This window comes from Austwickia chelonae NBRC 105200 (genome assembly GCF_000298175.1).
GTDB lineage: Bacteria > Actinomycetota > Actinomycetes > Actinomycetales > Dermatophilaceae > Austwickia > Austwickia chelonae.
The window spans coordinates 215,264-228,744 of sequence record NZ_BAGZ01000008.1; the positions used below are offsets into that span (position 1 = coordinate 215,264).

Genomic DNA, 13,481 nt, shown 5'->3' on the forward strand with positions numbered 1-13,481 from the left:
CCCTCCACTTGAGCAGGCGTTCAAATCCATGGTAGCCGCGGTGGTGGAGTGCTCTGACATGTCATCTAGATCGGGTGCGGAAGGCTGTCGGACAGAGGCGCCTCACACCCGATGGACCTGAATCACCGAGGGACGGGGCTGAGCAGGCCCGTCGTAGGGGAAGGTACTGGCCGGTCGGTCGGGAGAAGCCCCGTCGACCTCACCCGGATGCTGCACGGCCACGATCACCGTCCGGTCATCCCAACTGATCACCGGGCCGCAGGTCTCCGCCCCGACCGGGACCGTGAGGAAACGACGCAGCCGACCACGCTCCGGCCCGTCCACCGTCATCATGTAGAGGGCGTCGCAGTGGTTCAACGTGCCAGGCTGCCCATCCGTCGCGATCCACAGGTGACCGGCCGAGTCGAAGGTGATGTTGTCCGGGCAGGAGATGGGGGTCACCTCCGAAGGGGGCATCCCCGCGAAATAGGTGCCGGGATCGGACGGATCCCCGGCGACCAGCAGCAGATCCCAGGTGAAACCGTCGGAGGCATGACGGGCGCTGTCCGGAGTGATCTCGATGATGTGTCCATGCTTGTTCGCCGGGCGGGGATTCGCCGGATCGACCTGGCCCGGAAGACGCTTCGTGTTGTTGGTGCAGACCATGTAGACCTTGCCGTTCACCGGGTCGGTCTCCACGTCCTCGGGCCGGTCCATCTTCGTGGCACCCACCTTGTCCGCCGCCGCCCGGGTGAAGACCAGGACCTCGTCCAAGGACATCCCCGGGACCACCGACCGTCCGTCCTTCACCAGAGGCAGCCAGGAACCGGTTCCCGCATGCGGCCCGTCCTCCTCCGAAGCGGTGAATGCCGCCACGAAAAGATCCCCGGAGGTCAGAATGCGGGCGTTGTGCGCTTTCGCCTCTGCGGAGTCACCCTCCCGATAAGGGAAATGTGAGACGAACTTGTAGAGATACTCGAACCGTTCGTCGTCCCCCGTGTAACAGGCCACCGTGCCGTCGTCGTCGACGGCCACCGTCGCCGCCTCATGCTTCAACCGACCCAACGCAGTGTGCTTACGCGGAACCGACGTCGGATCGTCCGGATCCACCTCCACCACCCAGCCGAAACGATTCGCCTCCTGCGGTTCCCGAGCCAGGTCGAACCGGCTGTCGGCGCGTTCCCAGCCCCGGCCTCCGCCGTCGATGCCGTACCGCTTCAACATGGCCCGCCGCGCCGGCGGAACCGCGTCCGCCTTGAAATACTGGTTGAAGTTCTCCTCCCCGGAAAGCACCGTCCCCCACGGGGTGACCCCGCCGGAACAATTGTTCAAGGTTCCCAGGACACGACGCCCCTGAGGATCGGCCGAGGTGCGCAGCAACGCCGACCCGGCAGCCGGCCCTGTCACCGCGAAGGGAGTACTCGCCGTGATCCGACGATTGCGTCGACCGGTCGGCAGATGACGCCACGGCGAACGGACATTCTTCCGAGCCACCTCGACGACGGACATGCCGTGCGCCGCCATCACGATACGGATCTGCTCGACACTGAGATCCTTGCTGCTCCTGATCCCCCGGAACATCAACTCGTCGTTGGTGTACTCGTGATTGCACACCAACAGCCCGCGCAGGTCGCTCTCGCGGATGAGCGCGGTGAAATCGTTGTTGTACCCGAACTGCCGCTCCTGGGCCCGAACACTCTGCCGGTCGAAATCGAAAGCCGGAGCCCCCCGCAGGATCGGATCCCCCCACCTGATGAGCGGAGCCCAAGCAAAACCCTGCGGCACCACGACCATGTCCGTCGCCGCCGGCACCGGCGCGATCCCCCGGAAATCGAAGACGGCACCACCGGACAAGGCATCGACGGTGCTCCGTCCGTCCTCGGCAGCCGCAACGACCGGGGTCCGGACACCGGAAGCACCCAAGACCCCGACCGCCGCGGCAACCCCACCCAGACGCAGGAAATTGCGACGACTGACCGTCTGTGCCACGACCGACCCGAAATACCGACCTTCCCCGGCGTTGGGCGGCTCCTGAGCGCAGGCGTTACCGCATCGGTACTGGCAGGTCATGGCACTGCGCCCGCCAGGATGATCGACGACGGGCAAAGGATTCCGCAGCGGGGAAGACATCGGAGACACGGGCAACTCGCTTTCGAGTAGCGGTGGCGGACAACGAGAACCGACAGGAACACCGCTCGTCGGCCCCTTGCGGACCACCCAAAACCGCCCCGTGGACCTACGGATGTCGCCCGGCCCAATGTCATGTGAACAACACCGGGCCAGGAGACTCCACCGGGAGCCCACCCCGAGGGCCGAGGTCAGAAGATGCGCAGCCCCTCCCGCCACACCGCCCAGGTCAGCGGCATCCCCGGCCGGTACGCCAGATGAGTGGCCGACGGTGCGGACAACACGTGCAGATCCGCGCGCGCACCCACCCGGATCGAACCGACCGGTGGCCTGTTCCCGGCCGAGAGTCCTGCTCCGGCCCCGGGGGTGCACCCGTCGTCGGACTCCGAGAGGTCGACGTCCCGGCGCAGGGCGCGAGCCCCGCCCCAGGTCGCCGCCCGCACGGCTTCGGCCACCGTCAGCTTCATCTGCAGCACCGCTGTGGCCACGCAGAAGTTCATGGACGTCGTGTAACTGGTGCCCGGATTGCAGTTGGACGCCAGCGCGACCACGGCTCCGGCATCGAGCAGGGCCCGAGCCGGAGCCAACGGGGCCCTGGTCGACAGATCACAGGCCGGCAGCACCGTCGCGACGGTGCCGGACCGGGCCAAGGCGTCCAGGTCCGACGCGGACAGGAAGTTGCAGTGGTCGACGCTGGCTGCGCCGAGCTCCACCGCCAAGGCGACCCCGCCACTCGGCCCGAGCTGGTTGCCGTGCACCCGCAGGCCCAGACCGGCCTCCCGGCAGGCCGACAGGATCCGACGGGACTCCTCGACGTCGAAAGCACCCTCCTCGCAGAAGACGTCGGCCCAGGACACCACGTCACGTACGGCATCCAACATCGGCCCGCACACCAGGTCGACATAGTCGGCCCGGTCGCCGGACGGCCCACCCGAGGCGAACTCGCCCGGCACGAGATGAGCACCGAGGAAGGTCACCTCGTCCACGGCCTCCCGGGCCAGGCGTGCGGAACGGGACTCCTGTTCCACGGACAGTCCGTAACCGGTCTTCGTCTCCAGGTAGGTCGTCCCGCCCCGTACCGCTTCACGCACCCGTCCGGCGATCAGCTCTCGCAGCTGCTCGTCAGCGGCCTCCCGGGTGGCCGCGGTGGTGACCCCGATGCCTCCGGCGGTGTACGACCGGCCGGCCATCCGCGCGGCGAACTCTGCCGACCGGTCCCCGGCGAACACCAGGTGGGAATGTGAGTCGACCCATCCCGGCAGCACCGCTCGCCCGGCGACATCGGTCCGTCGGTCCGCAGCCGGCGCCTGTGCCGCCGGGCCGACCCAGACGATCAGCCCCTCTTCGACCACGACGGCCGCATCGACGAGGACCCCGCACCCGTAGCCCAGCCGTGGGTCTTCGGGACACCGGTCGTCGACCGTCCACAACTCGCCGATCCCGGTGACGACCTCGGCTCCGGAACTGGTCGACATCTCACACCTCCTTCATCGGGATGCGCACCCCGCGTTCGTGAGCGACCTCGACGGCTCGTTCGTAACCGGCGTCGACATGCCGGATGACGCCCATACCGGGGTCATTGGTGAGCAGTCGGGCCAGCTTCGCCTCGGCGAGATCGGTGCCATCGGCGACCCCTACCTGTCCGGCGTGGATCGACCGTCCGATACCGACGCCGCCGCCATGGTGGATGGACACCCAGGTGGCGCCGGAGCTGGCCGCGGTCAAGGCGTTGAGCAGTGGCCAGTCGGCGATGGCATCGGAACCGTCGATCATGCCCTCGGTCTCCCGGTAGGGGGAGGCCACCGACCCGGAGTCGAGGTGGTCCCGGCCGATCACGATGGGGGCCTTGACTTTTCCTTCGCGGACCAGTTGGTTGAACCGGAGGCCTGCGAGATGGCGTTCGCCATAGCCCAACCAGCAGATCCGAGCGGGCAGGCCTTCGAATTCGACGTATTCACCGGCGGCGTCGATCCACTGGTGCAGGTGGGTGTTCTCGGGGAAGAGTTCTTTGATCGCGGCGTCGGTGACGGCGATGTCCGCGGGATCACCGGACAGCGCAGCCCATCGGAAGGGCCCCAGCCCTTCGCAGAAGAGCGGGCGGATGTACGCCGGGACGAACCCGGGGAACTCGAAGGCGCGGTGGTAGCCGGCGTGCCGGGCCTCGTCGCGGATCGAGTTCCCGTAGTCGAAGACCTCGGCGCCGGCGTCCTGGAATTCCACCATCGCCTGGACCTGGGCCGCCATGGATTCGCGGGCCTTCTTCGTGAATCCTTCCGGGTCGGCCCGCGCTTCGTCGTGCCACTGCTCGAAGGGGACTTCGACGGGCAGATAGGACAGCGGGTCGTGCGCGCTGGTCTGGTCGGTGACGATGTCGATGGTCAGTTCGCCGGAGCGGTGGCGTCGTAGGACTTCGGGGAAGACCTCGGCCGCATTGCCCTGGAGGCCGACGGACAACGGTCGTCCGGCCGTCCTGGCCGCGTTCACCCGGCGTACGGCGTCGTCGAGGTCGTCCGCGATCTCGTGGAGATAGCGTTTCGCGACCCGGCGTTCGAGGTGGTGCCGGTCGACGTCGACGACCAGGGCCACTCCGCCGTTGAGGGTCACGGCGAGGGGTTGTGCGCCGCCCATGCCTCCGCAACCGCCGGTCAGGGTGATCGTGCCGGCCAGGGAGGGCCCGTCGAGTCGGCCGGCTTCGTGCAGTTTTCGGGCTACGGCGTAGAAGGTCTCGTAGGTTCCTTGCAGGATGCCCTGGGTGGCGATGTAGATCCAGGACCCGGCGGTCATCTGCCCGTACATCATCAGTCCTTCGGATTCCAGACGTCGGAACTCCGGCCAGGTCGCCCAGTCGCCCACCAGGTTGGAATTGGCGATGAGCACGCGGGGTGCCCAGGGGTGGGTGCGGAAGATCCCGACGGGTTTCCCGCTCTGGACCAGCAGGGTCTCGTCGGACTCCAGATCGCGTAGCGCGGCCACGATCGCGTCGAAAGCCGCCCAGGACCGGGCTGCCCGTCCGGTGCCGCCGTAGACGACCAGGTCGTCCGGGCGTTCCGCGACCTCGGGGTCGAGATTGTTCATGAGCATGCGTAGCGGAGCCTCGGTCTGCCAGGACTTCGCGGTGATCTCGGTGCCGCGTGGGGCGCGGACCTCGCGTGCGCCTGGAAGTGCCATGGTCGTTTCCTTCCTGCCTGCCGACGGTGGAACCCGCCCGTACCGTGTCGACTCCATCGAAACGGTCGGCGGCAGGCCGCGGCAGGGCGAGCCGCCGGTCACCGTCTCGTATGAGAGACATGCCCGGAGCTTCTGCCCTGGGCGAGATGGCTGTTCGGCGAGCAGGATTCGACATATGGACGACCTCTCGTGGCAGCGGACAGCAGATGACATCTGGGCCGGACGGATCGACGGATCCGGGTCCGAGCATGCTCGCTGGCATCAGCTGGTGACCCCGACGGCCCCTCAGGACGGCCACACCGGTGACCTCGCCCTGATCGGTTTCGCCTCCGACGAAGGCGTCCGGCGCAACAGCGGACGGCCTGGCGCCGCCGAGGCACCCGACGCTCTCCGTCGCGCGCTGGCACCCTTGGCCTGGCATTCACGACAGCCCGGGTCGACCCCTCTCTCGGAGCGGACCCGGCCTGTTCGACCGCATCAGCGGGAAGGAGCGTCTGCGGGCGGGGCCGAGCTGCCGGTCATCCACGACGCCGGCACCCTGACGGTCGTCGGATCCGATCTGGAGGGTGCGCAGAGAAGGCTCGGCGACTGTACGTCGTCATTGCTCGACCGGCACGGCCTCGTCGTCGTCCTGGGCGGCGGGCACGAGACGGCGTACGGCTCCTACCTGGGTCGTCGTGCTTCCCAACGGTGTGTCGGGGCGCGTGTGGGTGTGCTCAACCTCGACGCTCACTTCGATCTGCGTGATCATCCGGTTCCGACCTCGGGTACCCCTTTCCTGCAGATGGCCAGGGACGAGCAGGCTGCCGGGCGGATCTTCGACTACGCGGTCCTGGGGATCAGCGCGACCGGGAACACTCCTGCTCTTTTCGCCGAGGCCGCGCGGTGGGGGGTGCGCTATCTGCGCGACGTGGACTGCACGCCCGGGCGGACGGCCCAGGTCGCGGCGATGCTCGAATCCTGGTTGGCCGGATGCGACCTGGTGCATCTGTCGATCGACATGGATGTTCTTCCCGCGTCGACGGCTCCAGGGGTGAGCGCCCCGGCCGCCTATGGCGTGCCGATGGAGACGGCCGCTGCGATATGCGGAATAGTCGCCGCCAGCGGCAAATTGGTCTTGGTGGATGTGGTGGAGGTCGCGCCCCGGTTCGATCCGGACGGGCGGACCTGTCGAGCCGCGGCCAGGCTGATCGCCGACCTCGTGGCGGCCTCACCGGGACGGTGACGGCGACGAACTCAGCTGGCCGGGATGTGCTCGTCGATATCGGAGGTCCACAGGTACGGGCTCATGTCGGAAGGCATCCGCCAGTCACCGCGCGGGGAGAGCGACCCGCCGGCCATCACCTTCGGCCCGTTGGGCAGCGCGGACCGCTTGAACTGATTGGCGGCGAAGCGACGGACGAAGACCTGCAACCAGTGTCGGATCGTCGCCAGGTCGTAGGCGATCCGATCCGTCTCAGGGAAACCGGGCGGCCATTCTCCTTGCCGGGCGTCGGACCAGGCATGCCGGGCGAGGAAGGCGATCTTGTGGGGGGTGTAGCCGCGACGCAGGAGGTAGTAGAGGGTGAAGTCGTGCAAGGCGTAGGGGCCGATGGAGTCCTCGGTGGACTGGACCCTGCCGTCCTTGCCCGCGGGGATCAGTTCGGGACTGATCTCCGTGTTCAGGACCGAGCCGAGGACCTGGGTGACATCGTCGCCGAATTCTTCGGAGTCGATGACCCATCGGATCAGGTGCTGGATCAAGGTCTTGGGTACTCCGGTGTTGACCGCGTAGTGGGACATCTGGTCGCCGACGCCGTAGGTGCACCATCCCAGGGCGAGTTCGGACAGGTCTCCGGTGCCGACGACGATGCCCCGGTGCGCATTGGCCAGACGGAACAGGTAGTCGTAGCGCACTCCGGCCTGGACGTTCTCGAAGGTGACGTCGTAGACCTCTTCGCCTCGGGCGAAGGGGTGATGCATGTCGGCGAGCATCTGGCGTGCGGTCGGCCTGATGTCGATCTCCTCGAAGGAGACGCCGAGGCCCCGGCACAGTTCTTCGGCATTGTGGCGGGTCTGCGCGGAGGTCGCGAAACCGGGCATCGTGTAGGCCAGGATGTCGCTGCGGGGGCGGCCGAGGAGGTCCATGGCTCTGGCGCAGACGATGAGGGCGTGGGTGGAGTCGAGTCCACCGCTGACGCCGATGACCGCGGTGGGTGAGCCGATGGCGCGTAGGCGTTGCATCAGCCCGCTGACCTGGATGTGGTAGGCCTCGTAGCAGTCGACGGCCAATCGGTCGGCGGCATCGGGGACGAAGGGGAAACGGCTGATCTTACGGCGCAGCCCGAGATCGGTGCGCGGCGGTTCCAGGGTGAATTCGACGGTGCGGAAGCGGTTGGTGCGTTCGGCATGGGTGCGCCGGTTGTCGTCGTAGCTTCCTTGGCGGCGCCGCTCGGCGGTCAGCGCGTCGAGGTCGACGTCGACGACAGTGCTGCGCGGCCCGTCGGGAAAACGTTCGGATTCTCCGAGGAGTTCGCCGTTTTCGTAGACGAAGGTCTGTCCGTCCCAGGAGAGGTCGGTGCTGGATTCACCCTGGCCTGCGGCGGCGTACACATAGGCGGCTGCGCATCGGGCGGAGGCGGCGCGGGCGAGGAGTTTGCGTTCGTCGGCCCGGGCGACGGTGATGGGCGAGCCGGAGAGATTGGCCAGGACGGTGGCGCCGGCGAGGGCGGCTTCGGCGCTGGGGGGAATGGGCACCCACATGTCTTCGCAGATCTCGACGTGCAGGACCATGCCGGGCAGGTCGGTGGCCCGGAAGAGCAGGTCGGGGCCGAAGGGGACCCGCTGCCGGGCGACGGTGATCTCCCCGGCGATGTCGTCTCCTGGTGCGAAGTGACGTTTTTCGTAGAACTCGCGGTAGTTCGGCAGGTAGGACTTGGGGGCGACGCCGAGGATGCGGCCGCGGTGGATGACCACGGCGCAGTTGTAGATCCGGTGGCGCCACGGCAGGGGCGCGCCGACGACGAGGACGGGGACGAGCTCGGTGCTGTGTTCGACGAGACGGGTCAGTGCGCGGTCGACGTCGTCGAGCAGGCTGTCGGTCAGCAGGATGTCGTCGAGGGCGTATCCGCTGAGACCGAGCTCGGGGTAGACGGCGACGCCGACGCCCTGGCCGGACAGTTCGTGGGCCGTATTCAGCACCGCTTCGGCGTTGGCCTGGGGGCGGGCCGGTGTGACCGGGAGGGTCAGGGCGGCGACGCGGAGGAATCCTTGGTCGTAGGCCGAGGCGAAGTTCACCTCCGCAGTCTATGCGTCGGCGCCGCTCGCCCCGGTGGGGTGAGCGGCGCCGACGGTGTGCCCAGAGGCTGGATCAGCGGGGTGCGTCGAGCGGGGGGAGCCCGCCGCCGGGTTGTCCGGGCTGTCCCGGGGCGGCCGGCGCGCCGGGAGCTCCCGGCGCTCGGGTCGGGCCCGGCCGTCCTGCGGTGGGCTGCCCTGCGGTGGGCTGGTTGCTGCCGGTGACGGTGGGCCGGTTGCTGCCGGACGCGGTGGGCTGGCTGCTGCCGGACGCGGTGGGCTTGCCCGTGCTGCTGGTGGTGGGCACGCCGGTCTTGGAAGGAGTGACCGGAGGGGCCGTCGGGACGGGGGCTTTCGGCACGGGTGCGGGCGTCTCGACGACCTTGGCCGGGACGGGGTGCAGCACGTTGCTGATGCTGGTACCTTCGCGGTTTCCCGAGGAGACGGGGTGCCCCAAGCCGAATTCGATGACGGTGATCACGCCGATGGTGACTGCGAGGATGAGTCCGGAGCCGAGCCAGACGCTGCGGGTCATCTTGAAGTTGGCGGTGCCTTTGGCTCGTCCTTCGACGAAGCTGCCGTTCCCGTCGTTGCCGAGCATCTGTCGTTTGGTCGCGGCTATCCCGTCTGCTCCGGCGGGTCCGCTGGCGAGGGCTCGGGTCTTATCGGGGTCCTTGCCCTTCTTCCCCTTGAGGAACAGGTCTCGGAAGGAGGCCATCGCGTTGGTGAAGTAGGACGCGCACACGGAGGAGACCACGGAGGCGACCGCGGCACCGATGAGTGTCCCGGCGACGCCGAGTTTGGAGGAGACCAGAGCTGCGCTGACCGCTGCGCAGGCGCCGCCCATCACCTGGGGGATGGACAGCCCGGATCCGGATTTCTTCTCTTCCTCTTTCTCCTTCTCGGGTTTCTCTTCGCCTGCGGCGGGTTGCCCGGTGCGGGGCTGGGCCTGGAGTGCGAGTGCGGCCGGGACGACTTCGGTGCGGGGATGTCCCGGCGCGGGGTGTCTGTCGTCGAACCCTGGGGCGGTGACGCCGGGGAAGGTCTGGGTGCGGGGGGTGGAGTGTTCGTGGGGGAGTGGCCCACCGGGGTAGGCCTGGGTGCGGGGCTCGTCGTGTCCGGTGTCGCGGGGGTGCCCGCCGGGATGCGGGTGACCGTAGGTCTGCCCTGCGGGTGCTTGGTGTTGTTGCGGGTGGGGTGTCCCGGCGTAGGGGTCGCGTCCCACGACGGGGGAGATCGCTGTGGCGTCGGGCGGGGGTTGCCGACGATCTCGGGCGTTGTCGTGCTGGGGCGGGCCGAATCGGCCTGTCGGGTCTGACGGCGAAGGAACGTGCCGGGGGGTCATGCAATCTCCTGGGTCGCGGCGCGCCGCCGCCGATGTCCTTCTCCCCGTTGAGGGCCGCATTGTCGGACGGCGCGTCATCGCATGCAAGGGCTGTTCGGGCCTACTGTATGGTCAGGCCCTGACAGTAGCCTGGTCGGCCGTTGTGGCGGGACGCGGGCCCTGACTGTCGTGAGCCTTTTCGAAGGGTCTTTCCGGGGCGTCCTGCCTGCGACCAGGTCACGAACAGATTACAATGTGATGACGTCAGGTCAAGAATGTGTCCGCTGTCACATTTCCCACAGGGGGTCGGTCTCACCATGAGACCCGATAACCGACCTGCGATCAGTCGAGCGTCTTCTCCAGGAAGTCTTTTGCCCGCTCCGTCCGGGGTGACTCGAAGAAGCTCGTCGGATCGGTGTCCTCGAGGATCTGCCCCTCCGCCATGAAGATGACGCGGTCGGCGACCTTCCGGGCGAAAGCCATCTCATGGGTGACCACCACCATGGTCATCCCGGCCCCGGCCAGGTTCGCCATCACGTCCAGGACTTCCGCGGTCATCTCCGGATCCAGGGCTGACGTCGGCTCGTCGAAGAGCATCAGTTTCGGGTCCATCGCCAGGGCGCGGGCGATGGCGACCCGTTGCTGTTGCCCTCCGGAGAGCTGGGTGGGCGGCTTGTCCGCCTGGTCTCCGAGCCCGACCCGGTCGAGGATCTCCCGGGCGGATCTCTCGGCTTGCGCTGCGGGCATCTTGCGGATGCGTGTCGGTGCGAGGGTGACATTGTCCAGGACGGTCATGTCGGTGAAGAGGTTGAACGACTGGAAGACCATGCCGATCTCGACCCGAACGGCAGCCAGCGCCTTGGCCTCGGTCGGGAGGGCGCGCCCGTCGACGGTGATCGTTCCGGCGTCGATGCCTTCCAGCCCGTTGATCGTGCGACACAGGGTCGACTTTCCCGACCCGGACGGCCCGAGCAGGGCGACCACTTCGCCGGGGCCGACGCTCAGGTCGATATCCCTGAGGACGTGCAGGTCGCCGAAGTGCTTGTCGACCCCGGTGATCTCCAGCAGCGGTCGGTTCACGACTCTTCCATTTCCAGCACCCGGGGGAAGAGCACATTGTTCTCCTTGTGGATGTGCTCGTGCAGGTCGGCTTCCATCTGTTCCAGGCGGGAGAACATCATCCGGTACGAGCCACAGGCGTCCTCGGGGAGGGTGTAGTCCTGGGTGGTGGATCTGATGGAACGCAGCAGGTCGCCGGCCACGTCGTGTTCGTACATCATCTGGGTGATCGGTCCGCGCAGACCGCATCCCAGGGGTGCGGGAGCGCCTGGCGTCCCCAGGGCGATGATCGCCGGGAAGAGGATCCGCTCTTCCTTGGCGAGATGGTTGGACAGATCGGCCACCAGCGCGGTGTAGTCGGCCCCGACCTGGGCCAGCTCGGGGTGGTTCTCTCCGTGGACGCGGACGACCTTGTCGACGAGTTCACCCAGGCGGGGCATCTCGTCCCACAGGTACTGGTGGTGGACGAGCAGGATGTGTTGTGCGAGCTCGGCGATGCCGAAGGACTGCCAGGCCGGTGCCGGTTCGGGGTCGGGCAGGTCGAGCCGCGCGGAGATCTCGGCGGGGTCGAGCCCCGCACTGGCGCAGGCCTCGTCGAGGCTTCGTCCGCCGTTGCAGCAGTAGTCGAGGCCGTGTTCTTCGAGGATCCGGCTGCGACGGGGGTCTTCGGTCACCAGGGTGCCGAGGGTGGCGGTGCGGTCGACGGGCATCGGGGGCTCCTTCGGGGTGGGCTGTGGTGGTGGCGGGAGTGGATCAGGTCGGCGGCAGGGCCGGGGTGGCGGCGAGTTCGTCACGCAGGATGGCGCGGGAGGACGCCCAGGCCCGGTGCAGGACGCAAGGGGCTCCGGCGCTGCCGCAGGGGTGCCCTTCGACGACACATCTTCCGGTGTCGGTCGGTCCGTCGATGGCTTCGACGACGTCCAGGACGCTGAGGGTGATGGCACTTTCGCTCAGGACGTATCCACCGGTCGGCCCAGGGACGGAACGGACCCATCCGGCTTTGACGAGGGGCCCGACGACTTGGGGCATGAACCCTGCGGTGGTGTCGAGCGCGGTGGCGAGTTCTCCGGCTTTGAGGCGGGTTCCGGGTGGAGAGAGCGCGGCCAGAGCACGTACGGCCAGCCCGGCTCGTCGCGTAACTTCAAGTCGCATAGTCACAGACTAATAGATTCTGCAGAGTTGTCGAAACTGTCTCCGACGGTGGGGTTCCCATCTTCGAGGAGACCATGCCCCCGCCGCGGAACAGCAACTGCTGCGCAATGCCGATCCGAAGGCACAAAGAATTTTTCGAACAAAGACCGCGAAGCCGGCCGGCCGGTGTGATCATCGATCTGATGACCATGATCGACATTGCCGTCGATACGAGGAAGAACCATCTTCGATGTTCCCTCCGCGGTGATGTCCGTGTAGGGAAAGGGGACGACCATGGCCGGCGTCGAAGAATCTCTCGGAGAGCTCGCCAAACGGGCCCGCGGGTACAGCTCGAGTCTGGCGACGGAGGAAGCTACCAAAAATGCCATAGTCATGCCGTTCATCTCTCAGGTGCTGGGCTATGACGTCTTCAATCCCGAAGAGGTCATCCCCGAGTTCGTCGCCGATCTGGGCCTGAAGAGAGGTGAGAAGATCGACTATGCGATCAAGCACGCCGACCGGGTGCACATGCTCATCGAGGTCAAGAAGGTGGGGGAGGAGCTTTCGCTGGCCCACGCCAGCCAGCTCGTCCGTTACTTCCATACTTCCGATGCTCGGATCGGGGTCTTGACCAACGGGCTCAGCTGGAGGTTCTACACCGACCTCGACAAGCCGAACATCATGGATGAGCGCCCTTTCCTGCAGCTTGATCTGAACGACATCGACCCTTCTACACTCCCGCATCTGACGAAGATGACCAAAGCGGCATTCGATCTGGACTCAGTGATCGCAGCTGCGGAGGAGTTGAAGTACGTCTCGGCGATCAAGCGCGAAATCGCTGACGAAATATCTTCGCCGAGCGAGGATTTCGTGAAGCTTTTCACCAAGCGTGTCTACCATGGTTATCTCAATGCTCGAGCAGTGGAACAGTTCACCGCATTGACCGAGAAAGCGGCGAAGCAATACGTCAACGATCGCGTCAACGCGCGCCTCAAAACAGCACTCGCCGACCAGGCCCCCCTCATCGGGGTCTCTCCTGAGGTCGAGATCACCAGCGCTGTCATCCCTCCGGAAGGGACGAATACGCCCGGGGAACCGGCGTCGGACGATAGGCCGGAAGTCTCCACCACTGAAGAGGAACTCGAAGCCTTCCGGATCGTCCGAGCCATCGTGGCCGGTGTCGTTCCTGTTCAGCGGGTTTTCATCAGAGATGCCCAGAGCTACTGCTCCGTCTTCCTCGACGACAACAACCGTAAGCCGATCGTCCGGCTCTATTTCAACGGACGGATCAAGCGACTCGGGCTGTTCGACGTGAACAAGGACCAGTCCAAGGTCGACATCGAAGTGCTCGAGGACATCTACGGACATGCCGAGGAGATCCGCCAGATCGTCGCCCACTACGCCAGCCTCTGACAGGTGC

General features: G+C 66.9%; 10 protein-coding genes. 2 read left to right on the plus strand and 8 right to left on the minus strand.

The window, feature by feature from the left end:
• Positions 1-102 precede the first annotated feature (102 nt).
• The 3 genes from AUCHE_RS07610 to hutU form a co-directional block, all read right to left on the minus strand.
• On the minus strand, positions 103-2,109 hold the full coding sequence (locus AUCHE_RS07610) for a PhoX family protein (protein ID WP_006502702.1): 2,007 nt from the start codon (positions 2,107-2,109) through the stop codon (positions 103-105).
• 188 nt (positions 2,110-2,297) lie between these two features.
• Positions 2,298-3,581, minus strand: coding sequence for an imidazolonepropionase (gene hutI / locus AUCHE_RS07615; protein WP_006502703.1), 1,284 nt, complete (start codon positions 3,579-3,581; stop codon positions 2,298-2,300).
• A gap of 1 nt (position 3,582) precedes the next feature.
• Entirely contained in the window at positions 3,583-5,274 is a 1,692-nt protein-coding gene (gene hutU / locus AUCHE_RS07620; protein ID WP_006502704.1) for a urocanate hydratase, read from the minus strand.
• 175 nt (positions 5,275-5,449) lie between these two features.
• Here hutU and hutG point away from each other — a divergent pair, with 175 nt between their 5' ends.
• On the plus strand, positions 5,450-6,499 hold the full coding sequence (gene hutG / locus AUCHE_RS07625) for a formimidoylglutamase (protein WP_006502705.1): 1,050 nt from the start codon (positions 5,450-5,452) through the stop codon (positions 6,497-6,499).
• 11 nt (positions 6,500-6,510) lie between these two features.
• Here hutG and AUCHE_RS07630 read toward each other — a convergent pair whose 3' ends face one another.
• From AUCHE_RS07630 to AUCHE_RS07650, 5 genes are all read right to left on the minus strand, one after another.
• Positions 6,511-8,550 carry an NAD(+) synthase gene (locus AUCHE_RS07630; RefSeq protein WP_006502706.1) on the minus strand — a complete coding sequence of 680 codons (2,040 nt, stop codon included), beginning with the start codon at positions 8,548-8,550 and terminating at the stop codon, positions 6,511-6,513.
• Positions 8,551-8,623: 73 nt separating this feature from the next.
• Entirely contained in the window at positions 8,624-9,892 is a 1,269-nt protein-coding gene (locus tag AUCHE_RS17730) for a hypothetical protein (RefSeq protein WP_006502707.1), read from the minus strand.
• 321 nt (positions 9,893-10,213) lie between these two features.
• The gene (locus AUCHE_RS07640; RefSeq protein ID WP_006502708.1) at positions 10,214-10,951 is read right to left on the minus strand and encodes an amino acid ABC transporter ATP-binding protein; all 738 of its coding nucleotides are present in this window, start codon (positions 10,949-10,951) and stop codon (positions 10,214-10,216) included.
• Positions 10,948-11,640, minus strand: a complete 693-nt coding sequence (gene ric, locus AUCHE_RS07645; RefSeq protein WP_006502709.1) for an iron-sulfur cluster repair di-iron protein — start codon at positions 11,638-11,640, stop codon at positions 10,948-10,950. The genes AUCHE_RS07640 and ric overlap by 4 nt, the downstream gene beginning before the upstream one ends.
• 43 nt (positions 11,641-11,683) lie before the next feature.
• The gene (locus AUCHE_RS07650) at positions 11,684-12,082 is read right to left on the minus strand and encodes an RrF2 family transcriptional regulator (protein WP_006502710.1); all 399 of its coding nucleotides are present in this window, start codon (positions 12,080-12,082) and stop codon (positions 11,684-11,686) included.
• A 273-nt stretch (positions 12,083-12,355) separates the two neighbouring features.
• Here AUCHE_RS07650 and AUCHE_RS07655 point away from each other — a divergent pair, with 273 nt between their 5' ends.
• A complete protein-coding gene (locus AUCHE_RS07655) occupies positions 12,356-13,474 on the plus strand; it encodes a type I restriction enzyme HsdR N-terminal domain-containing protein (protein WP_006502711.1) in 1,119 nt (372 codons plus the stop codon).
• Positions 13,475-13,481 lie beyond the last annotated feature (7 nt).